The sequence below is a fragment of the Geodermatophilus sp. SMS 5-13 genome (assembly GCF_059428245.1).
The window spans coordinates 790,829-815,403 of sequence record NZ_CP165729.1 but is presented as its reverse complement, the minus strand read 5'-3'; the positions used below and the strand labels follow the sequence as shown (position 1 = coordinate 815,403).

At 74.0% G+C, this 24,575-nt stretch carries 27 protein-coding genes; 14 read left to right on the top strand and 13 right to left on the bottom strand.

Going from position 1 to position 24,575, the window contains the following annotated elements; all coding sequences use genetic code 11:
* Positions 1–27 precede the first annotated feature (27 nt).
* Positions 28–1,485: a class I adenylate-forming enzyme family protein gene (locus AB3388_RS03935; RefSeq protein WP_495409451.1), complete on the bottom strand. Its 1,458-nt coding sequence runs from the start codon at positions 1,483–1,485 to the stop codon at positions 28–30.
* 196 nt (positions 1,486–1,681) lie between these two features.
* Between AB3388_RS03935 and AB3388_RS03930 the strand changes: the two genes are divergently transcribed.
* The 3 genes from AB3388_RS03930 (at position 1,682) to AB3388_RS03920 (ending at position 3,718) form a co-directional block, all read left to right on the top strand.
* Positions 1,682–2,242, top strand: a complete 561-nt coding sequence (locus AB3388_RS03930; RefSeq protein ID WP_495409450.1) for a DUF1990 domain-containing protein — start codon at positions 1,682–1,684, stop codon at positions 2,240–2,242.
* Between the two features lie 73 nt (positions 2,243–2,315).
* Complete coding sequence (locus AB3388_RS03925) at positions 2,316–2,939, top strand: hypothetical protein (RefSeq protein WP_495409449.1); 624 nt, start codon at positions 2,316–2,318, stop codon at positions 2,937–2,939.
* Between the two features lie 236 nt (positions 2,940–3,175).
* Positions 3,176–3,718 (top strand): YbhB/YbcL family Raf kinase inhibitor-like protein, encoded by a 543-nt coding sequence (locus AB3388_RS03920; protein ID WP_495409448.1) that lies wholly within the window; start codon positions 3,176–3,178, stop codon positions 3,716–3,718.
* Between the two features lie 6 nt (positions 3,719–3,724).
* Here AB3388_RS03920 and ychF read toward each other — a convergent pair whose 3' ends face one another.
* The 3 genes from ychF to AB3388_RS03905 all read right to left on the bottom strand — a co-directional run bounded on the left by ychF (position 3,725) and on the right by AB3388_RS03905 (position 5,951).
* Entirely contained in the window at positions 3,725–4,798 is a 1,074-nt protein-coding gene (gene ychF / locus AB3388_RS03915) for a redox-regulated ATPase YchF (RefSeq protein WP_495409447.1), read from the bottom strand.
* 34 nt (positions 4,799–4,832) lie between these two features.
* Positions 4,833–5,552, bottom strand: coding sequence for a hypothetical protein (locus AB3388_RS03910; RefSeq protein ID WP_495409446.1), 720 nt, complete (start codon positions 5,550–5,552; stop codon positions 4,833–4,835).
* 66 nt (positions 5,553–5,618) lie between these two features.
* Complete coding sequence (locus tag AB3388_RS03905; protein ID WP_495409445.1) at positions 5,619–5,951, bottom strand: hypothetical protein; 333 nt, start codon at positions 5,949–5,951, stop codon at positions 5,619–5,621.
* Between the two features lie 74 nt (positions 5,952–6,025).
* Here AB3388_RS03905 and AB3388_RS03900 point away from each other — a divergent pair, with 74 nt between their 5' ends.
* From AB3388_RS03900 to AB3388_RS03885, 4 genes are all read left to right on the top strand, one after another.
* Complete coding sequence (locus AB3388_RS03900; RefSeq protein ID WP_495409444.1) at positions 6,026–7,498, top strand: AlkA N-terminal domain-containing protein; 1,473 nt, start codon at positions 6,026–6,028, stop codon at positions 7,496–7,498.
* Entirely contained in the window at positions 7,498–8,004 is a 507-nt protein-coding gene (locus tag AB3388_RS03895) for a methylated-DNA--[protein]-cysteine S-methyltransferase (RefSeq protein WP_495409443.1), read from the top strand. Before AB3388_RS03900 ends, AB3388_RS03895 begins: the two co-directional genes overlap by 1 nt.
* Positions 8,005–8,040: 36 nt before the next feature.
* A complete protein-coding gene (locus AB3388_RS03890; RefSeq protein ID WP_495409442.1) occupies positions 8,041–9,120 on the top strand; it encodes a DNA recombination protein RmuC in 1,080 nt (359 codons plus the stop codon).
* Positions 9,121–9,335: 215 nt separating this feature from the next.
* Entirely contained in the window at positions 9,336–10,028 is a 693-nt protein-coding gene (locus AB3388_RS03885) for a DUF6542 domain-containing protein (RefSeq protein ID WP_495409441.1), read from the top strand.
* On the opposite strand, the gene AB3388_RS03880 is transcribed toward AB3388_RS03885, so the two are convergent.
* The 3 genes from AB3388_RS03880 to AB3388_RS03870 form a co-directional block, all read right to left on the bottom strand.
* Positions 10,003–10,470: a nuclear transport factor 2 family protein gene (locus tag AB3388_RS03880; protein WP_495409440.1), complete on the bottom strand. Its 468-nt coding sequence runs from the start codon at positions 10,468–10,470 to the stop codon at positions 10,003–10,005. The genes AB3388_RS03885 and AB3388_RS03880 overlap by 26 nt on opposite strands.
* 77 nt (positions 10,471–10,547) lie before the next feature.
* Positions 10,548–12,080 carry an HD domain-containing phosphohydrolase gene (locus tag AB3388_RS03875; protein ID WP_495409439.1) on the bottom strand — a complete coding sequence of 511 codons (1,533 nt, stop codon included), beginning with the start codon at positions 12,078–12,080 and terminating at the stop codon, positions 10,548–10,550.
* Positions 12,081–12,131: 51 nt separating this feature from the next.
* Positions 12,132–13,091, bottom strand: a complete 960-nt coding sequence (locus tag AB3388_RS03870) for a 4-hydroxy-3-methylbut-2-enyl diphosphate reductase (protein ID WP_495409438.1) — start codon at positions 13,089–13,091, stop codon at positions 12,132–12,134.
* 118 nt (positions 13,092–13,209) lie between these two features.
* On the opposite strand from AB3388_RS03870, the gene AB3388_RS03865 reads away from it, so the two are divergent.
* Genes AB3388_RS03865 through AB3388_RS03855 form a run of 3 tightly spaced genes read left to right on the top strand, consistent with a single transcriptional unit; the run spans position 13,210 to position 15,768 of the window.
* Entirely contained in the window at positions 13,210–14,283 is a 1,074-nt protein-coding gene (locus tag AB3388_RS03865) for a lipid droplet-associated protein (RefSeq protein WP_495409437.1), read from the top strand.
* A 31-nt stretch (positions 14,284–14,314) separates the two neighbouring features.
* The gene (gene xseA / locus AB3388_RS03860; protein ID WP_495409436.1) at positions 14,315–15,562 is read left to right on the top strand and encodes an exodeoxyribonuclease VII large subunit; all 1,248 of its coding nucleotides are present in this window, start codon (positions 14,315–14,317) and stop codon (positions 15,560–15,562) included.
* Complete coding sequence (locus tag AB3388_RS03855) at positions 15,559–15,768, top strand: exodeoxyribonuclease VII small subunit (RefSeq protein WP_495409435.1); 210 nt, start codon at positions 15,559–15,561, stop codon at positions 15,766–15,768. The genes xseA and AB3388_RS03855 overlap by 4 nt, the downstream gene beginning before the upstream one ends.
* A 21-nt stretch (positions 15,769–15,789) precedes the next feature.
* On the opposite strand, the gene AB3388_RS03850 is transcribed toward AB3388_RS03855, so the two are convergent.
* Positions 15,790–16,281 carry an FBP domain-containing protein gene (locus tag AB3388_RS03850; RefSeq protein ID WP_495409434.1) on the bottom strand — a complete coding sequence of 164 codons (492 nt, stop codon included), beginning with the start codon at positions 16,279–16,281 and terminating at the stop codon, positions 15,790–15,792.
* Between the two features lie 29 nt (positions 16,282–16,310).
* Entirely contained in the window at positions 16,311–16,949 is a 639-nt protein-coding gene (locus AB3388_RS03845) for a DUF4245 domain-containing protein (protein WP_495409433.1), read from the bottom strand.
* A 44-nt stretch (positions 16,950–16,993) separates the two neighbouring features.
* On the opposite strand from AB3388_RS03845, the gene glpX reads away from it, so the two are divergent.
* Positions 16,994–18,046: a class II fructose-bisphosphatase gene (gene glpX / locus AB3388_RS03840; RefSeq protein WP_495409432.1), complete on the top strand. Its 1,053-nt coding sequence runs from the start codon at positions 16,994–16,996 to the stop codon at positions 18,044–18,046.
* A 25-nt stretch (positions 18,047–18,071) separates the two neighbouring features.
* On the opposite strand, the gene AB3388_RS03835 is transcribed toward glpX, so the two are convergent.
* From AB3388_RS03835 to AB3388_RS03820, 4 genes are all read right to left on the bottom strand, one after another.
* Positions 18,072–18,701: a DUF1707 domain-containing protein gene (locus AB3388_RS03835; RefSeq protein WP_495409431.1), complete on the bottom strand. Its 630-nt coding sequence runs from the start codon at positions 18,699–18,701 to the stop codon at positions 18,072–18,074.
* Positions 18,702–18,843: 142 nt separating this feature from the next.
* On the bottom strand, positions 18,844–19,767 hold the full coding sequence (locus AB3388_RS03830; RefSeq protein WP_495409430.1) for a hypothetical protein: 924 nt from the start codon (positions 19,765–19,767) through the stop codon (positions 18,844–18,846).
* A gap of 107 nt (positions 19,768–19,874) precedes the next feature.
* Positions 19,875–20,501 (bottom strand): hypothetical protein, encoded by a 627-nt coding sequence (locus tag AB3388_RS03825; RefSeq protein WP_495409429.1) that lies wholly within the window; start codon positions 20,499–20,501, stop codon positions 19,875–19,877.
* Between the two features lie 137 nt (positions 20,502–20,638).
* On the bottom strand, positions 20,639–21,163 hold the full coding sequence (locus tag AB3388_RS03820; RefSeq protein WP_495409428.1) for a hypothetical protein: 525 nt from the start codon (positions 21,161–21,163) through the stop codon (positions 20,639–20,641).
* Between the two features lie 156 nt (positions 21,164–21,319).
* Here AB3388_RS03820 and AB3388_RS03815 point away from each other — a divergent pair, with 156 nt between their 5' ends.
* The 3 genes from AB3388_RS03815 (at position 21,320) to AB3388_RS03805 (ending at position 24,434) form a co-directional block, all read left to right on the top strand.
* On the top strand, positions 21,320–22,735 hold the full coding sequence (locus AB3388_RS03815) for a class II fumarate hydratase (protein WP_495409427.1): 1,416 nt from the start codon (positions 21,320–21,322) through the stop codon (positions 22,733–22,735).
* 100 nt (positions 22,736–22,835) lie between these two features.
* A complete protein-coding gene (locus AB3388_RS03810) occupies positions 22,836–24,125 on the top strand; it encodes a citrate synthase (RefSeq protein ID WP_495409426.1) in 1,290 nt (429 codons plus the stop codon).
* A 117-nt stretch (positions 24,126–24,242) separates the two neighbouring features.
* On the top strand, positions 24,243–24,434 hold the full coding sequence (locus AB3388_RS03805; protein WP_495409425.1) for a hypothetical protein: 192 nt from the start codon (positions 24,243–24,245) through the stop codon (positions 24,432–24,434).
* Positions 24,435–24,575: the final 141 nt, after the last annotated feature.

Below are 24,575 nucleotides of genomic sequence, written 5' to 3'. Positions count from 1 at the left end.
GGGTGGGGACTGGCGGGGTGCGCCCGCTCAGGTGAGGACGAGCGCCTTGCGCAGCGTCGGCTTGTCGATCTTCCCGACGGGGTTCTTCGGCAGGCTGTCGACCAGGTCGATCTGCACGGGCACCTTGACCTTGGTCAGGTCACGCCGGCAGTGCTCCATGAGCTCGTCGGCGTCGACCTCGGCGCCGGGGTACGTGGTCACGTAGGCGACGGGCAGCTCGCCGTAGCGAGCGTCGGGCCGTCCGATGACCGCGGCCTCCAGCACCGCCGGGTGGGTGTGCAGGACCGACTCGATCTCCTTGGGGTACAGGTTCTCCCCACCACGGATGATCATGTCCTTGATGCGGTCGACGAGGGTCAGGTAGCCGTCCTCGTCGAGCCGGCCGACGTCGCCGGTGTGCAGCCAGCCGCCGGCCAGCGCCTTCTCGGTCTCCTCGGGGCGGTTGAGGTAGCCGAGCATCACCGTCGGGCCCTGGATGAGCACCTCGCCCTCCTCGCCCGTCGGCAGGAACCGTCCCTCGCTGTCGGCGATCGCGAGCCGCTGGCCGGGCAGCGCCGGGCCGACGGTGCCGAGCTTGCGGACGCCGTCGACGGGGTTGCACGCAGAGGCGCAGGTGCCCTCGGTGAGTCCGTAGCCCTCGACCAGCACGATGCCGAAGCGCCGCTCCACGGTCTCGAGCAGCTCGCGGGACACCGGGGCGGCGCCGCAGATGGCGAAACGCAGCGAGGAGACATCGGGTCGGACCGTCTCGGGCAGCTCCGCCAGCCGGGCGTAGATCGTGGGGACGGCGGAGAAGTAGGTGGGCCGGTAGCGCTCCACCGCCGCGAGGAACGGCTCGGGGGCGAACCGGGCGAGCACGGTCAGCTGCCCACCACGCAGCATCATCGCCAGGAAGCTGACGCAGATGGCGTTGACGTGGAACAACGGCAGCACCAGCAGGCAGTGGTCGTCGGCGGTCAGCCGGCAGTGGGTCGCCATCGAGCCGGCCATCGCCGCGAGCCGCTGGTGGTCGAGGAGCACGCCCTTGGGCCGGCCGGTCGAGCCGCTGGTGTAGATGATCAGGGCCAGGTCGTCGGCCGAGGTGACCGGCGCGGGGGCACCGCCGTCGGGCGTCGTGGCCAGCTCGTCCACGGCGATGGCCGGCCGGCCGCCGCTCGGCGCCTGCGGTCCCTCGTTGACCACCAGGACGGCACCGGAGTCGGTGATCTGGTAGTCGGCCTCGCTGGCGGTGAACACCGGGTTGATCGGCGTGACGGCGGCGCCGAGGCGCCAGGCGGCGAACAGCACGAGCAGCAGTTCGATCCGGTTGGGCAGCATGACCGCGACGACGTCCCCACGCCCGATGCCCTGCTCGGCCAGCTGAGCGGCGATGGCGGCGACCTGTCGGTCGACCTCGGCGTAGGTCAGTTCACGCCGGATATCGCGCAGGCACGGCCGGTCGGCATCGATCGGGGGACGCTGCCACGGGAGGTAGTCCAGGGACACGGTGCTCTCTTCTGCGGGATGCGGTCTTCGTCACCGACGACGCTAGAGAGACTTCCGTCACGCAACCATGTCGCTCCTGGACAGACCCTGCGGGGGCGTCTGTGCGTCATGCACAGCTCGGTGGCCGGTGCGTCACTGCCCGCGGGGGCCAGGCTGCGACGGCAGGAAGGGATCGTCGACGACCGGGGGAAGCCGGATGGGCCTGTTCCGCACCACGACGCCCGAGCAGCTCGCCGGCGCCCCGTTCACCTATCCCGAGGTGGGCGCCACGCGGTCCGCGCACCTGCCCGCGGGCTACGCGCACACCGAGCGGCGCGCCACGGTGGGCGTCGGCCGGACAGCCTGGGAGCGGGCGGTCGAGGCCGTGTTCGCGTGGCGAGCGCAGCGCGGCGCGGGACTGCGGGTGCGCGCGAGCGGCTCCGCCGCCACGCCGGGCACCGTCGTCCTGCTCACTGCGGGGCTGCCCGCCTTCGGCTACGACATCCCCTGCCGGGTGGTCTGGTCGGTGACCGAAGGGGCGGAGCAGGGATTTGCCTACGGCACCCTCCCCGGCCACCCGGTGCGCGGCGAGGAGTCCTTCGTCGTGGCCCTCGGTCCCGAGGACGACGTCGTCTTCACGGTGCGGGCCTTCTCCCGTCCGGCGACCGCCCTCTCACGCCTCGGCGGACCCGTCAGCCGGGCGGTGCAGTCGCTGGCCCTGGACCGCTACGTCGCCGCGATCCGCCGAGCCGCCGGCGAGGAGACCACCAACCGGTGAAGCGAGGTGCCACCCGCAGGGCTGCTCCGTAGCGTCGGTGATCACCCGTCCAGGCCGGACACCGGAGTGAGTAATGGCGTTCATGCTCGGCATCTTCGACTTGCTGGCATATGCGATACCGGGATCGCTCTACCTGACGACGTTCGCGTACGTGTCCGACCGGGCCGGCTGGATCGATGTCCCGGGCCTTCTCGGACTTCCCTCTCTGCTGCTGCTCACGGCCCTCGCCGTTGCGGCATTTCTGACGGGGCAGGCGTCGCACCCGCTCGGAATCATGGTCGACCGATTCAATCCCTTCGGCTCGAAGGAACCGTCGGAAGAGGCCAGGGAGGAGTTCCTTCGACGCAACGCCATCGCAAGCCGGCGCACATTCCTGCGACTGGATCCGTTCACGCTGCTCGCCGCGCTCGAGGCGGACGACCGGGAAGCCGCTGCTGACGTCTCCCGCCTGAGATCTGTCGGCCTGATGCTCAGTCGCTCGGTGCCGGCACTCGCACTGGGCACCGTGACAGCCGTCGTGGAGATCTTCACCGGCGGAGTTCCGCTGTTCGCCGGACTGACCGGTCTCGTCCTCGCCCTCGTCACCACGGGGTGCCTCTACCAGTCTGCGAAGTTCCGCAGGTGGGCAATCCTCAGGACGTACGAGTTGTCGTTCTGGAACGACGACCTGGACGAACGATTCCCGGATGAGAATTGATCGGCCAGACCGGCCGTTGGAGACTCTTCCCTCGCAGTCCGGCACCCGCAGGAGTTCCGGAGCTCCTCGGCGATCAGACCCTCGCGGTCCACGGTCAGGTACTTCTCGCCGCCGTGCGCATGCCCGCACGGCGCGAGCCTTGGGTCAAACCAGGAAGAGCGAGCGCTCCGCGCGGCCCGGTATGGGAAGGGCTGTCCGACTGGTGGTGGTCCCCCGCCGCGGCCCTACGGTGAGGCATGCGCGGCCGGCGGGGTTTGCTGATCGCAGTCGCGATGCTCGCCGCCTGCGACCAGACGCAGCAGTCAGGAGCCCGGCCAACCTCGGACGCGCCGGGCACGATCGACGTCGCCAGCCCAGCGTTCGCCGAAGGCGCGGCGATCCCGGAGGAATTCACCTGCCGCGGGTCCGGCGGCTCCCCGCCGCTGTCGTGGACCGGCCTGCCCGACGGAACCGGATCCGTCGCGCTGGTCGTGGACGATCCCGACGCACCGCGCGGCACCTTCATCCACTGGGTGCTGGTCGGGCTGTCGCCGGCGCCGCAGGAGCTGGCGGCGGGGACCGTGCCCGACGGAGCCGTCGAGGCCCGCAACAGCGGCGGTGGGGTGGGCTGGACCCCGCCCTGCCCTCCGAGCGGCACGCACCACTACTCGTTCACGGTGTACGCCCTGGACCGCCCCGTCGCGCTGTCGAGCGACGCGGACCCGGAGACGGCAGTGCGCTCCGTGCAGGACGCGGCCATCGCCCGCGGAACTCTCACCGGCATCGTCACCGCAGGCTGATCGCCCTCAGACGTTGAAGCGGAACTCCACGACGTCGCCGTCCTGCATGACGTACTCCTTGCCCTCCATGCGGACCCAGCCGCGGGACTTCGCCTCGGCCATCGAGCCGGCCTCGACGAGCTGGTCGAACGACACGATCTCGGCCTTGATGAAGCCGCGCTGGAAGTCGGTGTGGATCACGCCGGCGGCCTGCGGGGCGGTCGCGCCGATCGGGATTGTCCAGGCCCGCGACTCCTTGGGCCCCGCCGTCAGGTAGGTCTGCAGACCGAGGGTCGCGAACCCGACCCGCGCCAGCTGGTGCAGCCCGGGCTCGTCCTGACCGACGGCGGCCAGCAGCTCGGCGGCCTCCTCCTCGGGCAGCTCGGCGAGCTCGGCCTCGATCTTCGCGTCGAGCAGGATTGCCTCGGCCGGCGCCACCAGCTCGCGCAGCGACGCGATGGTCGCCTCGTCGGCCAACTCCTCCTCGTCGACGTTGAAGACGTAGAGGAACGGCTTGGTGGTCAACAGCGACAGCTCGCGCAGCGGCTCGAGGTCGATGCCGGCGGAGAACAGCGTCCGACCCTCGTTCAGGATCTGCTGCGCCTCGACCGCGGCCTTGTGCAGCGCCGCCCGCTCCTTGTCCTTGCGCGACTCCTTCTCCAGCCGCGGGACCGCCTTCTCCAGCGTCTGCAGGTCGGCGAGGATCAGCTCGGTGTTGATCGTCTCGATGTCGTCCTTCGGGCTCACCTTGCCCTCGACGTGGACGACATCCGGGTCGGTGAACACGCGGATGACCTGGCAGATCGCGTCGCTCTCGCGGATGTTGGCCAGGAACTTGTTGCCCAGCCCCTGACCCTCGCTGGCGCCGCGGACGATGCCGGCGATGTCCACGAACGACACCGTCGCCGGGATGATCTTCTGGCTGCCGAAGATGTCGGCGAGCCTCTGCAGCCGGCCGTCGGGGACGCCCACCACGCCGACGTTCGGCTCGATGGTCGCGAACGGGTAGTTCGCGGCCAGCACGTCGTTCTTGGTCAGCGCGTTGAACAGCGTCGACTTGCCGACGTTGGGCAGGCCGACGATCCCGATGGTGAGACTCACGGGAATCCAGCCTACGTGGCCTCCGCTCGGCGCCTCAGAACGTGCGCGGGTAGTACTCCCCCTCGCCCAGCGTGGCGATCTGCGACCGGAAGTCCGACTCGAACGGCCAGACGTCCTCCTCGCCCTCCACCGGGCCCTGCGCGAACCGGCCGGCGGGTCCGCCGATCCGCTCGTTGCTGACCAGCGAGTACGCCTGCCGCCGGTAGGTCCAGTTCTCCGGCTGGAGGCGGTGGCAGGCGTTGAAGTGGGCGATCGCACGCTCCCGCCGGCCGGTACGCGACAGGTGGTCGGCCAGCTCGAAGTGCGCGGCGGCCTCCGACACCGCCTTCGGCCGCGGCTGCGACCGGGCGACGACCTCGGACGGGCTCAGCGCGTACGCGCTGTCCACGCCCCGCTCGACCCAGTCCCGGATCGCGTCGGCGTAGGCGGCGCGGTCCTGACCGGTCCTGGTCAGGGTCCGCGTGTCGAGCGCGCCCTCCGGCGTCGGCGGCGCGGTCCTCGCCCGCCCGAGCCGGGGCATCGACTCGGCGATCGTCGTCGGCATGTGCGACTTCCCGTCCGGCCAGCCCGGCTCCGGCGGCCGCACGATCACCCCCTGCTCGTCGATCCAGATGACGTTCGGGATGTTGACGACGCCGAACAGCGCGTCCATGCGGTGCGTGGGATCGAGCAGCGACGGGTGTTCCGGCCGCGCCGCCTCGATGTGCGGCCGGGAGGCCTCGGGGCCGGAGAGCTCCAGCGAGACCGTGACCACCTCCAGGCCGCGAGGGTGCAGCTCGGCGCGCAGGGCCTGCCACCCGGGCAGGTCGAAGGCGCAGCCCTAGTAGGGCGCCCAGGCGACGAGGACGACCTTCTGCCCGCGCAGCGAGGAGAGGCGGAACTCTCGGCCGTCGAGTCCGTCGAGCACCAGCTCGGGGGCCTCCGCGGTGATCAAGGCCCGGTCGCCCAGCGATTCCGGCCCGAGCGCCCAGAGGCCGGTCTCCTCGTCGTGCACGAGGGCCATGCCCAGTCGCTCCGCCGTCCGTACGAGGTCGAAGCCGGAGCGCTCCAGCGGAACGCAGACCTCGGCCTTGCACGCGCCTTCCAGCTTGATCTGCCAGCCCGTGCCCGTCGCGAACCGCTCCGGAGAGACGTCGAGCGAGTCCAGGATCACCCGGGCGACCGTAGTCCACGGTGACGTCCGGAAACCGCCAGTCCTCCGTCGCTGGGCGGTGGCAGGCTGCTGCCGTGACCGAGGCCCTGGACCACGAGCGCTGCTACCGCGCGGTCGCCAGCCGCGACGCCCGGTTCGACGGCTGGTTCTTCACCGCGGTGCACACCACCGGCATCTACTGCCGCCCGTCCTGCCCGGCCCGCACCCCGCTGTCCCGCAACGTCTCCTTCTTCACCACCGCCGCCGCGGCGCAGGCGGCCGGGTTCCGCGCCTGCCGCCGCTGCCGGCCGGACGCCGCCCCGGGCTCACCCGAGTGGGACGTCCGCGCCGACGTCGTCGCCCGCGCCATGCGGCTGATCGCCGACGGCGAGGTCGAGCGCTCCGGCGTCCCCGGGCTGGCCGCGCGGCTCGGCTACTCCGAGCGGCAGCTGCACCGGCTGCTGGTCGGCGAGCTCGGCGTCGGCGCCCTCGCGCTGGCCCGCGCCCGCCGCGCGCAGACCGCCCGCGTGCTCATCGAGACCACCGACCTGCCCATGGCCGACGTCGCCTTCGCTGCCGGGTTCGCCAGCATCCGCCAGTTCAACGACACCGTCCGCGAGGTCTTCGCCGCGACGCCGACGACCCTGCGGCACAAGCGCCGCGGCGCCCCGGGCACCCCCGGCGAGCTCACCCTGCGGCTGGCCGCCCGCGCTCCCTACGACGCGGCCGAGGTGCTCCTCTTCCTGGGCGCGCACGCCGTCCCGGGCCTGGAGGAGTGGGACGGGACGACGTTCGCCCGCGTCCTCGACCTGCCCCACGGGCCCGCGGTGGTGCGTCTCTCCCCCGCCGACGGCTCGGCCGTCACCGCCCGGCTGCGGCTGACGTCGCTGCGGGACCTCGGCGCGGCGGTCACCCGCTGCCGCCGGATGCTCGATCTGGACGCCGACCCCGCCGCGGTGGACGACGTCCTCGGCGCCGACCCCGCGCTGGCCGGGCTGGTCGCGGGTGCCCCCGGCCGCCGCGTGCCGGCCTCCCCCGACGCCGCCGAGCTCGCGGTCCGCGCGGTGCTCGGCCAGCAGGTGTCGGTCGCCGGCGCCCGCACCCTCACCGCGCGGGTGCTGCGCGCGGCCGGCACCCCGCTCCCCGAGCCGGTCGGGACGCTCAGCCACGCCTTCCCCCGCGCCGACGCGCTGGCCGACGCCGATCTCACCGCCGTCGGGCTGACCGGCACCCGACGCCGCACCGTGCACGCGCTCGCCGCCGCCCTCGACCGCGGCGACGTCCCGCTCGACCCGGGCGCCGACCGGGCGGAGGCGGCCCGCGCGCTGGTCGCCGTCCCCGGCATCGGCCCGTGGACGGCGGCGCTCGTCGGCCTGCGCGGCCTCGCCGATCCCGACGTGTGGCTGCCCGGCGACCTGGCGCTGCGCCGCAGCCTGGCCGCGCTCGGCAGCTCCGACCGCGAGGCGGCGGGACGCTGGCGGCCGTGGCGCTCCTACGCGGTCATGCACCTCTGGGCGCTCGCCGTCCCCTCCCTGTTCACCCGTTCCGCCCTCCCGGAGAGCGCCTGATGACCGCCCGCCACGCCACCGTCGCCACCCCGCCCGGGCCGTTCACCGTCGTGGTCGCCGAGGACGACGTCGTCCTGGCCGCCGGGTGGACCGCGGACGTCGGCGACCTGCTGCCGGTGGTGCACCGCTCGCTGCGGCCGGCCGCCAGTGAGCGCGTCGCCCGGCTGCCCGTCCTCGACGCGGTCGAGGCCTTCCACGCCGGCGAGGTGACCGCCATCGACGACATCGCGGTCCGGCAGCGGTCGGGGCCGTTTCTGCAGGAGGCGTGGGAGGAGCTGCGCCGGATCCCGGCGGGGAGGCCGGCGACCTACGCCGCGTTCGCCGTCCGCTGCGGCCGGCCGACCGCGGTGCGCGCCGCCGCCAACGCCTGCGCGCGCAACGCCGCGGCGCTGTTCGTGCCCTGCCACCGGGTGCTCGGGTCCGACGGCGGCCTCGGCGGGTTCCGCTGGGGCACGCCGGTGAAGCGGTGGCTGCTCGACCACGAGGCCTCACACGGCGCAGCCTGACCGGAACTGTCGGTGGCGTCCGGCACCCTGCCGGACATGGACGCCGCCTCCCTGCTGCTCGGGCTCCTCTTGGGTGCGCTGCTGGCCACCGCGGCCACCCTCGGCGTCGTCGCGCTGCTCTCCCGCCGCCGCCCCGCCGAGGCCGGCCTCGAGCCGCTGCACGAGTCGCTGGACCACCTGCACCGGCTGCTCACCGGCATGGAGCGGGCGCGCGCCACCGCCCACGGCGAGCTGCGCGAGCAGATGGGCACCGTCGGGCACGCCTCGGCGCAGCTGAAGCAGGAGACGGCCGCGCTGGTCACCGCGCTGCGCACCCCGCACGTCCGCGGCCGGTGGGGCGAGGTGCAGCTGCGCCGCGTGGTCGAGGTCGCCGGCCTGCTCGAGCACTGCGACTTCGTCGAGCAGCCCGGGTCGACCAACGACGAAGGCGCCGGCGTCCGCCCCGACCTCGTCGTCACCCTCGCCGACGGGCGGCAGGTGATCGTCGACGCCAAGGTGCCGTTCACCGGCTACATCGAGGCCGTCCAGGCGCCCGACGAGGCGGTGCGCGTGCAGCGGGTGGCCGCGCACGCCCGGCAGCTGCGCGCGCACGTCGACGCGCTGTCGGCCCGCCGCTACCCGACCGCGTTCCGCCCGGCGGCGCCGTTCACCGTCCTGTTCGTCCCGTCCGACGGCTTCCTGACGACGGCGCTGGAGGCCGAGCCGGGGCTACTCGAGTACGGCTTCGCCCGGGACGTCGTCCTGGCGACGCCGAGCACGCTGCTGGCGCTGCTGCGCACCGTCGCCTACTCGTGGCGGCAGGAGCGGCTGGCCCGCGACGCCGACCAGGTGCTGGAGGTGGGCCGCCGGCTGCACGCGCGGCTGACCACGCTCTCCGGCCACCTCACCCGGCTCGGGGCCGCGCTCGGCTCGACGATGACGCGCTACAACGAGACCGTCGGCTCCTACGAGACCTCGGTGCTCGCCGCCGCCCGCCGCTTCGACGACCTCGGTGTGGGCGAGAAGCCGGTCCCCGAGCCCCAGCCGCTGGAGGCGACCGTGCGGGCGCTGCGGCCGGCCGACCCCGACCTGCTGCCGCCCTGCGAGGAGGACGCCCGCGACGGCACCCACGGCTGACGACTCCCCGCGGGGCACAACCCGAGCCTTCCACGCGTTGCACGGTCGGACTGCGGGTATCCGCAACTCTGTGGTCACCTGCCGTGTCGACTTCGGCACTTGTTGACAGGGCGACTCGGCCTCGGCGTCCCGCCGGGTCGCGGTCGGACTGGCTACCGTGACGAACCGGAACGGGGTGACCGCTCGGGTTGCCCGCGACGGGACGGGAGGGCGCCATGGCGGTGAACGCAGCCGACGCCTGGCAGCACAGCGGGGTGCCGGTCGGCCGGCCCTCCCGGGCACGCGCTGACCGCGCGATGGCCGCCGATCGACCTTCGCGTCCGCGCGGCGCCGTGCCGCCGCGTCCCCGGCCGGCCGACCGCTCCCGCGGCCGGGCCGACTACGCCGACGAGTCGCCGAAGTACTCCCGTCCGCCGGTGCCCCGCCGCTCGGCCGAGCCCGGCCGCCCCGTCCGCGCGAGCGACCGGGAGCGCTACGAGGACGAGCCGCGGGCCGTCGCCCGGCCGGCTCGGCGTCCCGCCCCGGCGGTGGAGGCCGGTGGCAGCAAGCTGCGCGGCGTCCTCGCCGTCGTCGCCGTCTTCCTCGTCACCCTGGCCGCGGCCGGCGCCGAATCGTTCCTGGCCACCGGCCTGGGCATGATCACCCTGGTGGCCCTGGTCGTCTCGACCGTGATCGCCGCCTTCGTGGTGCGCCGCCGCGACCTGCTCAGCGTCGTGGTGAGCCCGCCGCTGGTCTTCACCGCCGTCGCCGCCGTGAACATGATCGCGGCGCCGTCGGTGCACCTGTCCGGCGTCAAGGCGTTCGGGCTGCTGATGGTCACCCTGCTTGTCCAGGGCTTCCCGACCATGGCCGTGGCCACCGGCGCCGGGATCGTCGTCGCGCTCATCCGGCTCGCTGCCCGCCGCTGACCGCCTCGGCCGGCGCGCCGGCCAGCGTGTCCTCCCCCGCGCTCGCCGCGATGTGCTTCGCGGTGTCGACGTAGTGCCGGAAGCGGCAGACCCGACCGGACTCGTCGAACGTCCACAGGTGCAGCTCCTCGTCGGCGAACCGGCCGCCGCCCGGTAGCTCGAACGACGCGCGGATCTCGGCGACCACCTGCGGGCCCTCACCGATCAGGTCCAGCACCTCGAACTGCCGCGGCGTCCACGCGCCCACGATGGCGAAGAACCCGGCGACCTCGTCCCGCCCGCGCCGGGGCGTCATGTGGGGCACGCCCGCCCGCTGGACGAAGTTGTCGCTCCACTCCTCCCACGCCACGTCCTCGGTGAGCCGGTCGAGGATCGCCGGGACGTCGCCGCGCCCGAAGGCCGCGTAGATCTCGCCGACGGTCGTCTTGGTGCTGCTGGTCATGGGGATCGCCTCCGCTGGTCGGGATCGAGCGCGGGAAGCGTCGCGCCGGCCGGCGGGGTGGGCATCGGTCGTTCGACCTACACCGGCAGCAGCCCGTGCTCCATCGCGAAGACCGCCGCACCGGCGCGGGTCCGCCGTCCGGTCTTGTCGAAGACGTGCGCGAGGTGGTGACCGACCGTGCGGTCGGAGACACCGAGGTGCCCGGCGATCGCCCGGTTCGACAGCCCGCGCGCGGCCAGCCGCAGCACGTCCACCTCGCGGTCGGTGAGGTCACACGGCCAGGCCGACCGCGGGCGGGGCAGCCCCGCGCCGGCGACCACCGCGGCGCAGGCGTCGGCGTCCAGCCGGCCGGCCGCGGCCTCCGCGGTCAGCAGGCCGGCCGCCTCGGCCGGGGTGGCCGCCCGCCGGTGCGGGCGGCTCTCGGTCAGCGCCGCGAACACGTCGGCCGCGGCGAGCAGGCGTGCCGCCACCGGCAGCTCGGCGCCGCCCACCCCGCGGTGGTAGCCGCTGCCGTCGCAGCGCTCGTGGTGACCGGCCGCCACCCCGGCCAGCGGCGCGAGCCCGCTGCACCGGCGCAGGATCCGGTCGGTCCAGTACGGGTGCAGCCGCACCCGCTCGACGTCGGCCGCGCCGAGCGGCCCCGCCCGGTCCCACACCGCGCTCGACACCACCGCCCGGCCGAGGTCGTGCAGCAGCGCCGCGGCGCGCAAGGTCCGCCGCTCCTCCTCCGGCAGCCCCGCCGCCGCGGCGCCGGCGTCGGCCAGCTCGGCGACGTGCGCCGAGTGCCCCAGCAGGTGCCGGCCCTTGAGGTCGACGACGGCGGCCAGCGCCGAGCACAGCCGGTCCAGCTCGGCCTCCCCCAGCGCCGCGGCCGGCGCCGGCTCGACCGCGAGGACGGCGGCCAGCAGGTCCGGCACGTCGAGCACGGCCAGCAGCTCGTCGACCGAGCGCAGGAACGCCTCAGCGAGGTCCGGGTCGAGCTGGCCGCCGGCCCGCCGGCCCACCTCCGCGACCACCGCCGCCCGGCCCCCGTCGGCCGCGGCCAGCACGGCCTGCTCGGCGACGTGGACGACCCGCATCACCGGCGAGATCTCCCCGCCCCGCCGCCGCCCCGGCAGACCGCCGCCGTCCCACCGCTCGTAGACGTCGTCCAGCGCGTCGACGACGGCGTCCGCCAGGCCCAGCTGCCCGCCGAGCGCCCGGCTGGCCTCGCAGCCGCCGGCGCTGGCCCGCGGCCCCTCGGTCGGGGCGACCGACACGAAGCGGCGCGCCATGGCCACCTGCCGGCCGGGCACCCAGCTGCCGAAGTCGGCCAGCTGCGCGGCCAGGACGGCGGGGTCGCCGGGGTCGAGCCGACTGAACGCGGCCTCGAACGCGGTGTCGTCCTGGAACAGCGCCGCGTTCTCCGACGCGTGCGAGGTGCAGCCGATCGAGCGCAGCAGGGCGGTGTGGAACACGGCGGCGCGGTCGTGCTGGTCCAGGCCCAGCGTCCCCGCGAAGGCGGTGGCCAGCGCGCAGGTGCGCAGCCCCTTCTCGAACGGCAGCCCGGTGGCCAGGTCGGTGGTCAGCGAGAGCGCGGCGAAGACCTCGGTCACCCGGACCCGCGGCATGCGGGGAGGGTAGGCGGACCGGACGGCGCGCGGGGCCTCAGCCGGCGCGCCTCAGCCGGCGGTGCCGCGGCGGGGGCGCAGCTCGTGCGGCAGCGCGAACACCAGCCGCTCCTCGGCGGCCTTGACCGTCTCGACGTCGGGGTAGCCGCGTTCGGCCAGCCAGTCGAGCACCTCGCTGACCAGCACCTCGGGCACCGACGCGCCGCTGGTGACGCCGACGGTCGCGACGCCGTCGAGCCAGGCCGGGTCGATCTCGGTGGCGAAGTCGACCAGGTGGGCGTCCCGGGCGCCGGCCTCCAGCGCGACCTCGACCAGCCGCACCGAGTTCGACGAGTTCGTGGAGCCCACCACGATGACCAGGTCGCACTCGCCGGCCATCTGCTTGACCGCCTGCTGCCGGTTCTGCGTGGCGTAGCAGATGTCGTCGCTGGGTGGCGCCTGCAGCGTCGGGAACCGCTCGCGCAGCTGGTCGACGGTCGACAGCGTCTCGTCGACCGACAGCGTCGTCTGCGACAGCCAGACCACCTTGTCGGGGTCGCGCACCTGCACGTTCGCGACGTCGTCGGGGCCGTCCACCAGCTGGATGTGCTCGGGGGCCTCGCCGGAGGTGCCCTCGACCTCCTCGTGGCCGCGGTGGCCGATGAGCAGGATGTCGTAGTCGTCCTTGGCGAAGCGCTTGGCCTCGGAGTGCACCTTGGTGACCAGCGGGCAGGTGGCGTCGATCGTGCGCAGCTGCCGGTCGGCGGCCTCCTGGTGCACCGCCGGCGAGACGCCGTGGGCGCTGAAGACGACGACCGAGCCCTCGGGCACCTCATCGGTCTCGTCGACGAAGACCGCGCCGCGCCGCTCCAGGGTGGCGACCACGTGCTTGTTGTGGACGATCTGCTTGCGGACGTAGACCGGTGCCCCGTGGATCTCCAGGGCCCGCTCGACGGCGACCACCGCCCGGTCCACCCCGGCGCAGTACCCGCGCGGGTCGGCCAGCAGGACGCGTCCGCGCTGATCAGCCATGGCCCCCATGGTAAGTGGGGCGGCGGCCCGGCTCGCCGGACTGAGACGAGCGCCACGTAGGGGTGGATCGGCGGCTCCCGGGTGTGTCGCCCGCACGGTTGTGGGGCAGGGTGTGCGCATGTCCCGTGAGATCCCCCAGGTCGTCCGCGCCGCCGCCGGGCTGGCCGCCACCCTGCTCGACGAGACGCGCAAGCTGCCGCAGACGCTGCCCGGACTGCCGGTCCGGCTCGCCGGCCTCGCCATGCAGAAGGCGCTCTGGCTGCAGCAGCAGTACACGGGCCTGGTCGCCCGCGGCGACGAGCTGTTCACGGGGATCCGCGGCGAGGACGAGCCGGGCCTGGCCACCTTCGACGAGGACCTGCCCGTCGAGGAGACAACCGCGCGCGGCTTCCGCGCGTCCGCCTTCGACCGCGTCGAGGACCCGGTGACCGAGGAGGACCTGCTCTCCGGCCTGGCCGACGACGCCGCGGCCGAGACCGCCGTCCTCAGCACCGAGGACATCGCCGAGAGCGCCGACGGCGCCGAGGAGATCCTCGAGGAGCTCGCCATCGAGCAGCTCGTGGACGACGAGCTCGCGGGCCTCCCGCCGGAGCCGGCGCCCGCGGAGGTGGTCGCCGCCGTCGAGGACCTCACCGCCCAGGTCGACGCGGCCGGCCTCGCGGCCCCGGCCGAGGACGACGCCGCGGACGCCGCCGCCGTCGAGAACGCCCTGCTGGAGGCCGACGCGACCGAGGCCGCAGCCGAGCCCGGAGCCGCGGACGCCGGCGTCAGCACCCTGGTCGACGTCCCCACGCCGGACGGCGGGGTCACGACCGTCGAGGCCACCGTGACCGACGAGGGCGTGGCGGCGCCGGAGCCGGCCGTCGAGGCCACGGACGAGGGCGGGACGCCGGTCGCCGCGGCCACCGGCGTGCGCACCGACGTGGCAGAGTACGCCGGGCCCGCCGACGACGAGGGCACCGCCGGGTCGCAGGCCGCCGGCACCGCGCCGATCGAGGGCTACGACGGCTGGTCGATCGCCCAGCTGCGCGGCCGCCTCCGGGGCTACGCGCTCAGCACCGTGCAGGACCTCGTCGCCTACGAGGAGGCGACGCGCGCCCGCGAGCCCTACCTGCGGATGCTGCGCAACCGGCTGGAGAAGCTCCTCGAGCAGGCGGTCGAGTCCAGCCCGCTCGCCCCGCGCGGCGCCTGAGCCGTCGGGGGCGGATGGCACCCTCAGGGGCGTGACCGCTCCCTCCTCCCCCGAGGCGCCGTGGCCGGTGCGCACCGTCGCCCGCAAGGTGGCCGACTGGATCGGCCGGCTGGGCGAGGTGTGGGTCGAGGGCCAGGTCGCCCAGCTGTCCCGCCGCGGCGGCGCCGCGACGGTCTTCCTCACCCTGCGCGACCCGGCGGCCGACCTGTCCATCCCGGTGACCTGCGCGCGCGACGTGGCCGACCGGCCGGGGCTCGAGCTCTCCGAGGGCGCCCGGGTGATCGTGCGCGCCCGGCCGGACTACTACATCGCCCGCGGCTCGTTCAGCCTGCGGGCCACCGAGATCCGCGCCGTCGGCCTCGGCGAACTGCTCGCCCGCATCGAGCGGATCCGCCGGCTGCTCACCGCCGAGGGCCTGTTCGACGCCGCCCGCAAGCGGCCGCTGCCGTTCGCCCCGGCGGTCGTCGGCGTGATCACCGGCCGCGACAGCGCCGCGGAGCGCGACGTCGTGGTCACCGCGCGGCGACGGTGGCCGGCGATCCGGTTCGAGATGCACCACTGCCTGGTGCAGGGGCCGAGCGCGGCCGCGTCGGTCATCGACGGCCTGCAGCGGCTCGACCGCGATCCCGACGTCGAGGTCATCGTGATCGCCCGCGGCGGCGGCTCGGTCGAGGACCTGCTGCCGTTCTCCGACGAGGGGCTGGTGCGGGCGATCGCCGCCTGCCGCACGCCCGTGGTCACCGCAGTCGGGCACGAGACCGACACGACGCTGGTCGACCACGCCGCCGACGTCCGCGCCGCCACCCCCACCGACGCCGCGCACCGGATCGTGCCGGAGATCGGCGAGCAGCGGCGGCTGGTCGAGGGGCTGCGCGCCCGCGCCCGGCACCTGCTGGCCACCCGGCTGGAGCAGCAGGCGCGGTGGCTGGAGTCGGTGCGCAGCCGGCCGGTGCTCGCCGCCCCGGAGCGGCTGCTGCACGGCCGCGCCGACGACGTCGCCGCGCTGCGCGCCCGGGCCCGGCGCACCGTCACCCACCGGCTCGAGGGCGCCGAGCGCGACCTCGAGCACGCCCGCGCCCGGGTGGCCGCCCTCTCCCCCGCCGCGACCCTGCAGCGGGGCTACGCCGTCGTCCAGCGGGCCAACGGCGACCTCGTCCGCGATCCCGACGCCGTCGCCGACGGCGAGCGGCTGCGCGTGCGGGTCGCCGGCGGCCGGCTGCCCGTCCGCGTCGACCGCAGCACCGATGCCGACCGCAGCACCGATCAGGAGGAACCGTGAGCACGCCGGAGCCGACGCAGACCTACGAGCAGGCCCGCGAGGAGCTGGCCGAGGTGGTCCGCAAGCTGGAGGCGGGCGGGCTCACGCTCGAGGAGTCCCTGGCGCTGTGGGAGCGCGGCGAGGCGCTGGCGGAGCTGTGCCAGCACTGGCTCGACCGCGCCCGCGAGCGGCTGGCCGCCGCCCGCCCGGAGGACAGGCCGGAGTAGGTGCGCTCGGCGCGCGGCAGGTCAGCGGCGGACGGCGTCGACGAAGCCGAACACGCGGTCGCGGAGCTCGTTCGCTCGTTCCACCACGACCTCGGCCGGGTTCCGCTCCTGCAGCCACGGCGGGATCTCGGTCCGCACCCGGTGGGAGCACCGGAGGTCTGCGCACACGTAGGTGCCGACGGTGTTGCCGTTGCGGCCGGCGTCGCCCACCCGCTTGGCCGTGAACAGGGAGACGGCGTCCCCGGGCTGCGTCGTCTGGCACAGCAGGCACATGGCCGCCGTCCTGCTCGACATGCGGGTGTCGGCGGCGCGAAGGGCGATGCCCAGCGGCTCCTCGTCGATCTCCACCACGAGGTACCCGCGCAGCGGCGCCTTCGGGTCCCGCCAGCCCAGCACGTCCAGCTCGGCCCAGTCGAGGTCGTCGAAACCCTTCGGCAGGACCAGGGCCTTGGCCTCCCCGCGCGAGCAGTTGACGAGCGAGCGCCGCATCTCCAGCTCGGTCAGCGCGCGCACCGTGCCTCCCTTCTCCGCTCGTCCGGGGATCAGCCGGAGTAGGGACGCACCGCGCCGGCGACGGTCTCCAGCTCCGCGTCGGACGCCGAGCCGCTGATCACCACGGTCACGCCGTCGCGCTCGCGGGAGAGCACGGTCTCGGTGTCCCGCTCGTGCTGGCGGGTCGACCGGGTCCACGTCTCCCCGGCGATCTGCACGCTGCCCGCCTCGGTCGCGTCACCGAGCACCGCGGTGACGGCGTCGGCCCGCGGGTCGTCGCTGACGACGAAGCCGGCGAACTCGTCGGCCGGGGTCACGTAGCCGATCTGCAGGGTGACCGGGTCCCCCTCGCCGGCGTCGCCCGCGTCGGTGCGGGCGCTGGTCGCGACGTACCCGCCGGGCAGGTCGGTGGGTACCGGCAGCGGGTAGCTCGCCCGGTTCGCGGCGAGGCTCACCGTGCTGTCGAGGTTCTCCACCGGCTTCACCGGGTCGACGTCGGAGGTCTGCCGGAACGTCGTCCACGCGACCACGGCCAGCACGATGACGACCAGCGGCAGCAGCGACCGCAGCATGTTGGCGAAGGTGAACCGGGCCGACCGGTCCGTGGCGGGCGGCGCCTCGGTGGCCACCGCCCCTCCGTCGTCGAGGGTCGGTTGCGCGCGATCGTCCGTCGGGCCGTCTCCGGTCATGCCCCTAGGATCGCAGCACCCGGTGGACGGAACCTGGAGGTCCTGTGTCGCTGCCCGAATCGCTGGCCCCGAACCCCGCCGAGGGCTTTCGCGCGGACCGGCCCGCCCCCGACCGCAACCTCGCCCTCGAGCTGGTGCGCGTCACGGAGGCGGCCGCCATGGCCGCGGGCCGCTGGGTCGGCCGCGGGGACAAGAACGGCGGGGACGGCGCGGCCGTCGACGCCATGCGCGCCCTCATCGGAACGGTGAGCATGAACGGCGTCGTCGTCATCGGCGAGGGCGAGAAGGACCAGGCGCCGATGCTCTACAACGGCGAGCAGGTCGGTGACGGCCAGGGCCCGGAGTGCGACGTCGCCGTCGACCCGATCGACGGCACGACGCTCATGGCCAAGGGCATGCCGAACGCGATCGCCGTCATGGCGGTCGCCGACCGCGGCGCGATGTACGACCCGTCCGCCGTCTTCTACATGGACAAGATCGCCACCGGGCCGGCCGCCGCCGACGTCATCGACATCACCGCCCCGGTCGCCGAGAACATCCGCCGGGTGGCCCGGGCCAAGAACGGCTCCCCCGGCGACGTGACCGTCTGCATCCTCGACCGCCCGCGGCACGAGCAGCTGGTGCAGGAGGTGCGCGAGGCCGGCGCCCGCATCAAGTTCATCACCGACGGCGACGTCGCCGGGGCGATCGCCGCGGCCCGCGAGGGCACCGGCGTCGACCTGCTCATGGGCATCGGCGGCACGCCGGAAGGGATCATCGCCGCCTGCGCCCTGAAGTGCATGGGCGGTGCGCTGCAGGGCCGGCTGTGGCCCAAGGACGACGAGGAGCGGCACAAGGCGATCGACGCCGGACACGACCTCGACCGGGTGCTGTGCCTGGACGACCTGGTCCGCGGTGACGTCTTCTTCGTCGCCACCGGCATCACCGACGGCGAGCTGCTGCGCGGCGTGCAGTACCGCGCCGGCGGGTGCACCACGCAGTCGCTGGTCATGCGCTCGCGATCGGGCACGATCCGCCAGATCGACAGCCTGCACTCGCTGGCCAAGCTGCGCGCGTACTCCGCGGTGCAGTTCGACGCCACCGACCAGCTCGACTGAGCTCCACTGAGCTCGTCCCGCCGGGTCAGGCGGGCGGAGGCGGCGGACGCCGGTCGGCCAGCCGGTCGAGCAGCGCCCGCCACCGGCCGGCCGCCTCGCCGGGGGCCAGGCTGCGCAGCCGCAGGTCGCCGAAGACGCTGCGGCCCCGCACCTCGACGTGCGGCGTGCCGGCCAGCCGGGGTACGGCCGCCAGGTCGATCTTCCGGCTGCCGAAGACCGTCCACCCCTCGAGCACGGCGTCCACGCCCTCGGGGACGACGACGTCCACGTCGCCGAAGACGCTCCACAGCTCCAGCTCGATCCGCTCGGCGTCGGTCCGCAGGCCGCGCAGGTCGATCCGGACGTCGCCGAACACGCTCCCGGCCCGGCGCGGCACCGGGGACCCGCCGCCGATCCGGATGTCGCCGAAGAACTCCACCAGCGTCTCGGGGCCACGGGTGCCGACGAGCTCCCCGGCAGTCTGCGCCGGCAGGTCGGCCACGACGGGCTCGAGCTCGGCGGTGGTCCGCGCCGCGTAGGCGGCCTCGGCGCGCGTCCGGAACTCGTCGACGTCGATGCGCCCCTCCGCGAGCGCCCGCTCCAGGCGGGCCACCACCGCGTCGCGCTCGGCGTCCGAGGCCCGGATCCCGGCCTCCTGTCCCCGCTGCTCGGTCATCGGTCGCCTCCCGTGCCGGCCGGTGTTCCTCCGAGCAGCGTGGCACGACTCGCGGCGCAGGAACATGCCGCCGGTCCCGCGACGACGGACGGCCCGGCTCCTCGGAGGAGGAACCGGGCCGTCCGGGTGGTCGCAGCGGGGGTCAGCCCGGGAAGGCGTCGACGCAGAAGACCTGGGTGCCCTCGGGCTGGCGGCCGGCGCAGGTGTCGGCGTACCGGGTGTAGTTCTCCAGGGCCGGGTCGTCCTGGGTTCCCTGGAACAGGGCGTCGCAGGCCTGCATGACGCCCTCGTAGCAGGCCTGGGCGAACGCGTCCCAGGCCGGGTCGCCGCCGAGGTCGGTCGGGGGGATCGTGGCCGGCGGGATGTTCCCGGCGGGGGCGCTGGACTCGGTCTCCTCGGTGCTGGTCGAGGTCTCCTCGCTGCTGGGCGAGGAGGACGACGAGCTCGACGAACTGGTCGTCGTGGACGACGCCGTGGCGCTGCTCGCGGCCGGGGAGTTGTCGTCGCCGTTGCCGAGCAGCAGGAACAGCGCGACCCCGACGCCGGCCAGCACGAGCACGCCGGCGATGACCAGCGCGATGATCGTGCCCTTGTTGCTCTTCTGCGGCGGCTGACCGTAGGCGCCCGGCTGGCCGTAGGGCTGCCCGTACTGGCCGGGCGGGCCGTACTGCGGCTGCCCGTACTGCCCGTACTGGCCCGGCTGGCCGTACTGCGGCTGCCCGTACTGGCCCGGCTGGCCGTACTGCGGCTGCCCGTACTGACCGGGCTGGCCGTAGCCGCCCTGCTGGCCGTACTGCGGCTGGTCGTACTGGCCCGGCTGCCCGTACTGGCCGGGCTGGCCGTACTGCGGCTGCTGCCCGTACTGGCCGGGCGCGCCCGGCGGCGGGTACTGGCCCGGCTGCGGGAACTGCGTCGTGTCGTCCCGCTGCCCCTGGCCCGTGGACCCGAACTGCTCCGTCGGCTCGTCCTGCGGGGACTGCCCCCAGCCCTGCTGCCCCGGCTGCTGACCCGGCTGCTGACCCGAGGGGTCGTCACCGCCCTGCGGCGGGTACGGCGGCTGTGACATGGTCCGGATCTCCTCGGGTCGGGGTGTGCGGATGGTAGGTAGGTCACCCGACGCGGGTCAGCTTCCCCCTAGCGACGCATCCGGTGGGCGGCGTCGTGCGCGCCGCATCAGTCGCCCAGGTCGGTGCAGAGCGGAACGGTGTACTGCTTGACCCGGCCGCCGCAGGTCTGCGCATAGCCCTCGTAGTCCGACAGCGGCGGTGACTCGTAGAACAGGTCGTCGCAGCTCTGCAGGTCCCCGTCGAAGCAACCCTGTGCGTACTGGTCGAGCACCGGGTCCGGGCCGGGCACCGGCGGCACCGGGTCGGTCTGCTCCGCCTCGCCCGGCGGGTACGCCGACCAGCCGTAGTCCTCGGACAGCAGCCCGCCCATCGACTCCTCGAGTGAGCGCGTCATGCCCTCGCCGATCGACGTGCCGATCTCCTCGCCCATGCCGCGGGCCATCTCACGGCCGATGTCCTCCGCGCTGCTGAGGATGACCGCGCTGACGAGGAACGCCGCCGCGATCGCGCCGGCCAGGGCGCCACCCGCCCCCACCAGGACGAGGACCAGCCCTCGCCGGCGGCCGGGCGCAACCGGCGGGGCCGGGACGGCGGCAGGACCGGCCGGCGGCGCCCAGGACGGCGCCTGCCAGTACGGGGCGGGAGCCGGCGGGACGGCGTCGTACTCGGCGGGCTGGGGCCACCCCTGCGGGTACGCGTCGGGGGCGCCCGTGGGGGGCTGCGGCTCGGACATGGGCCCTCCAGGGCTCTCGGCGTCCGGCGGAGCGTAGGTGTCGCGCGCACCGCAACCCGGCAGCGCCGCCGGACCCGGTCCGTCCCGTGACCGAACGCCGGACCGGGCGTCGCTCTGACCCCATCGGCCCCAGGCGGTCAGTCCTCCAGATCGGTGCAGAAGGCCACGTCGAGCGGCTTCACCCGGCCGCCGCACGTCATCGCGTACTGCTCGTAGTCCGACATCGGGTCGGAGAGCTCGTACAGGTCGTCGCAGGCCTGCAGATCGCCGTCGTGGCAGCGGCCCGCGTAGCCGTCGAGCCCCGGGTCGTCGCCCAGCCCGGCCGGGTCGGACGGCGGCAGCGTGCTGGTCGGGACGGCGGTGAGCAGATCGCCCTGGCTCCGGCCCACGTTGATCCCGGCGATCACGACGACCGCGATCAGCGCGGCCGCGAGCAGCCCGCCCCCGACCACCCAGGCGACGGTCTTGCGGCTCGGGGAGCGGCGGCCGGACGGCGGCGGACCCCAGGGACCGGGCGTACCCCAGGGACCGGGCGGACCCCAGGTCGGCGGTGCCCCGTACGGCCAGGGCGGTCCGCCGTAGCCGTACGGCGCGGCCGGGGGCTGCGGGCCCGGCCAGGTCGGGCCGACGTCGCCGGACTCGTACGGCGGCGGCTGGGTCATGGTTCCTCCGGGGGCTGCGGGTCCGGCGCAGCGTAGGTGCCGGGAGCGCCGCATCCCGGCCGCGCCGCCGGGAGGCAGCCCCCGTCGCCGTCCGACCGGGGATCTAGGGTCGCTCCCGGAACACGGACACCACCCACACCACACGGGAGCGCAGCAATGGCCCAGCAGCCCGCCCCTTCGCAGGACGGCACGGAGTACCGCATCGAGCACGACTCCATGGGCGAGGTCCGGGTGCCGGCCTGGGCCAAGTGGCGGGCGCAGACCCAGCGGGCCGTCGAGAACTTCCCGATCTCGGGCACCCCGATCGAGCGCGAGCTGATCGCCGCGCTGGCCGCCATCAAGGGTGCGGCCGCCACCGTCAACGCCGACCTCGGCGTCCTCGACAAGGAGGTGGCCGCCGCCGTCTCAGACGCCGCCGCCGACGTCGCCTCCGGGACGTGGGACGAGCACTTCCCCATCGACGTCTTCCAGACCGGCTCCGGGACGTCGAGCAACATGAACACCAACGAGGTCATCGCGACGCTGGCCACCGAGGCGCTCGGCAAGCCCGTGCACCCGAACGACCACGTCAACGCCTCGCAGTCGTCCAACGACGTCTTCCCCTCGGCCATCCACGTCGCGACGACGCGGGCGATCGTGCGCGACCTCAACCCGGCCCTGCGCCACCTCGAGGCCTCGCTGTCGCGCAAGGCAGAGGAGTTCGCCGAGGTCGTCAAGAGCGGCCGCACCCACCTCATGGACGCCACCCCGGTGACCCTGGGCCAGGAGTTCGGCGGCTACGCGGCGACCGTCCGGTACGGCGTGGAACGGCTGGAGGCCTCGCTGCCCCGCATCGGCGAGCTCCCGCTGGGCGGCACCGCCGTCGGCACCGGGATCAACACCCCGCCCGGCTTCGCCGCGGCGATCATCGACACGCTCGCCGCCGAGTTGGACCTGCCGCTGTCGGAGGCGCGCAACCACTTCGAGGCGCAGAGCTCGCGCGACTCGCTCGTGGAGGCCTCCGGGCAGCTGCGCACCATCGCCGTCGGCCTGACGAAGATCGCCAACGACCTGCGCTGGATGGGCTCGGGCCCGCGCACCGGCCTGGGCGAGATCAACCTGCCCGACCTGCAGCCGGGCAGCTCGATCATGCCGGGCAAGGTGAACCCGGTGATCCCCGAGGCGACGATCCAGGTGGCCGCCCAGGTGATCGGCAACGACGCCGCGGTCGCCTTCGCCGGCACCACGGGCAGCTTCGAGCTGAACGTGACGCTGCCGCTCATCGCGCGCAACGTGCTCGAGTCCATCCGGCTGCTGGCCAACGTCAGCCGGATCCTGGCCGACCGCACCGTCGACGGGATCACCGCCAACGTGGAGCGCTGCCGCGAGCTGGCCGAGTCCTCGCCGTCCATCGTCACGCCGCTGAACAAGTACATCGGCTACGAGGAGGCGGCGAAGGTCGCCAAGCAGTCCCTGGCCGAGCAGAAGACCATCCGCCAGGTCGTGGTCGAACGCGGCTACGTCGAGCAGGGCAAGCTCACCGAGCAGCAGCTCGACGAGGCACTCGACGTCCTCTCCATGACCCATCCCTGACCCATCGGAGGCTGCGGAGCGCGGAAACCTCGCTCCGCAGCCTCCGATGGCGGGGGGCCGAGCCGCGCAGCCGCGGCGGGAGCAGTAGCGTCACAGGTTGATGAGCGAGACAGATGTAGCCCTGCGCTACCCCGGTGGAGAACTGCCCCTGCCCGTCGTGCGCGCCAGCGAGGGCGCCGACGGCATCGACACGAGCAAGCTGCTGTCGACGACCGGCCAGGTCGCCCTGGACATCGGCTTCGTCAACACGGCGTCCTGCACGTCGGCCATCACCTACATCGACGGGGACGCCGGGATCCTGCGGTATCGCGGCTATCCGATCGACCAGCTCGCCGAGCGGTCCAGCTTCCTGGAGGTCACCTACCTCCTGATCTTCGGCGAGCTGCCCACGGCCGACGAGCTGGAGGCCTTCGACCAGCGGATCCGCCGGCACACGCTGCTGCACGAGGACCTGAAGCAGTTCTTCAACGGGTTCCCGCGCGATGCGCACCCGATGCCGGTGCTGTCCTCGGCGGTCAGCGCGCTGTCGACCTTCTACCAGGACTCCCTCGACCCGTTCCACCAGGAGCAGGTCGAGCTGTCGACGGTGCGGCTGCTGGCCAAGCTGCCGACGATCGCGGCCTACGCCTACAAGAAGTCGGTGGGCCAGCCGTTCCTGTACCCGGACAACTCCTGCGGGCTGGTCGAGAACTTCCTGCGCATGACCTTCGGCTTCCCCGCGGAGCCCTACGAGGTCGACCCGGACATGGTCAAGGCGCTGGACATGCTCTTCGTCCTGCACGCCGACCACGAGCAGAACTGCTCGACGTCCACCGTCCGGCTGGTCGGCTCCTCGCAGGCCAACCTGTTCGCCTCGATCTCGGCCGGCATCAACGCCCTGTTCGGACCGCTGCACGGTGGCGCCAACCAGTCGGTGCTCGAGATGCTCGAGGCCATCCAGCGCGACGGTGGGGACATCCCGCGCTTCGTCGAGCGGGTGAAGAACAAGGAGCCCGGCGTCAAGCTGATGGGCTTCGGGCACCGGGTCTACAAGAACTACGACCCGCGCGCGGCGATCGTGAAGAAGACCGCCGACCAGATCCTCGGCAAGCTGGGCGGCAACAACGAGCTGCTCGACCTCGCCCAGCAGCTGGAGGAGATCGCGCTCAAGGACGACTACTTCGTCTCGCGCAAGCTCTACCCGAACGTCGACTTCTACACCGGCCTCATCTACCGGGCGATGGGCTTCCCGACCCGGATGTTCACCGTGCTGTTCGCGCTCGGCCGGCTGCCCGGCTGGATCGCGCAGTGGCGGGAGATGATCGCCGACCCGGCGACGAAGATCGGCCGGCCGCGCCAGCTCTACACCGGCGCGACCGAGCGCGACTACGTCGAGCTCGAGAAGCGCTAGATCCACCTGCTCGGGGCCGGCGTCGCGGACGCCGGCCCCGAGGCGCGTCCGCGCCCGTGTCCCCGCTGGTCGGGGGCCCTACGGTGGATGCGCCCGCGCATTCCTGGAGGACCGTCCATGGCCGAACCGCCCGCCGAGGACGTCCTCATGCTGCCGCCGATCCCGCTGGCGACCGGCAGCGTGCTGGAGCCCGAGGACGACGGGAAGCCGGTGCGGATCACCAAGCTCGAGTTCGTCGTCTCCACCGAGGACGGCGGCGAGCTGCGCATCCCGCTGGTCCACCGGCACGGCGCCTGGTGGGCGCCCTGACCTTCCTGTCCACCGATCGGGCGACATCGGCCGAGATTCACCCTCCCCCCATGGGGTGAGCGCCCCCCGCCTCCCCCTCCTGCGCCTCCCGCGCGACGTCGATGGACGGCTAGCGCTCCGCTGCGATCCGCGGCCGGAGCC

Bases quoted from the DNA above. Each gene is read 5' to 3' on its own strand.
- AB3388_RS03930 (WP_495409450.1), top strand. From the start codon at position 1,682: ATGGGCCTGTTCCGCACCACGACGCCCGAGCAGCTCGCCGGCGCCCCG.
- AB3388_RS03925 (WP_495409449.1), top strand. From the start codon at position 2,316: ATGGCGTTCATGCTCGGCATCTTCGACTTGCTGGCATATGCGATACCG.
- AB3388_RS03920 (WP_495409448.1), top strand. From the start codon at position 3,176: ATGCGCGGCCGGCGGGGTTTGCTGATCGCAGTCGCGATGCTCGCCGCC.
- AB3388_RS03895 (WP_495409443.1), top strand. From the start codon at position 7,498: ATGACCGCCCGCCACGCCACCGTCGCCACCCCGCCCGGGCCGTTCACC.
- AB3388_RS03890 (WP_495409442.1), top strand. From the start codon at position 8,041: ATGGACGCCGCCTCCCTGCTGCTCGGGCTCCTCTTGGGTGCGCTGCTG.
- AB3388_RS03885 (WP_495409441.1), top strand. From the start codon at position 9,336: ATGGCGGTGAACGCAGCCGACGCCTGGCAGCACAGCGGGGTGCCGGTC.
- AB3388_RS03880 (WP_495409440.1), bottom strand. From the start codon at position 10,470: ATGACCAGCAGCACCAAGACGACCGTCGGCGAGATCTACGCGGCCTTC.
- AB3388_RS03875 (WP_495409439.1), bottom strand. From the start codon at position 12,080: ATGCCGCGGGTCCGGGTGACCGAGGTCTTCGCCGCGCTCTCGCTGACC.
- AB3388_RS03870 (WP_495409438.1), bottom strand. From the start codon at position 13,091: ATGGCTGATCAGCGCGGACGCGTCCTGCTGGCCGACCCGCGCGGGTAC.
- AB3388_RS03865 (WP_495409437.1), top strand. From the start codon at position 13,210: ATGTCCCGTGAGATCCCCCAGGTCGTCCGCGCCGCCGCCGGGCTGGCC.
- AB3388_RS03845 (WP_495409433.1), bottom strand. From the start codon at position 16,949: ATGACCGGAGACGGCCCGACGGACGATCGCGCGCAACCGACCCTCGAC.
- AB3388_RS03835 (WP_495409431.1), bottom strand. From the start codon at position 18,701: ATGACCGAGCAGCGGGGACAGGAGGCCGGGATCCGGGCCTCGGACGCC.
- AB3388_RS03830 (WP_495409430.1), bottom strand. From the start codon at position 19,767: ATGTCACAGCCGCCGTACCCGCCGCAGGGCGGTGACGACCCCTCGGGT.
- AB3388_RS03825 (WP_495409429.1), bottom strand. From the start codon at position 20,501: ATGTCCGAGCCGCAGCCCCCCACGGGCGCCCCCGACGCGTACCCGCAG.
- AB3388_RS03820 (WP_495409428.1), bottom strand. From the start codon at position 21,163: ATGACCCAGCCGCCGCCGTACGAGTCCGGCGACGTCGGCCCGACCTGG.
- AB3388_RS03815 (WP_495409427.1), top strand. From the start codon at position 21,320: ATGGCCCAGCAGCCCGCCCCTTCGCAGGACGGCACGGAGTACCGCATC.
- AB3388_RS03810 (WP_495409426.1), top strand. From the start codon at position 22,836: ATGAGCGAGACAGATGTAGCCCTGCGCTACCCCGGTGGAGAACTGCCC.
- AB3388_RS03805 (WP_495409425.1), top strand. From the start codon at position 24,243: ATGGCCGAACCGCCCGCCGAGGACGTCCTCATGCTGCCGCCGATCCCG.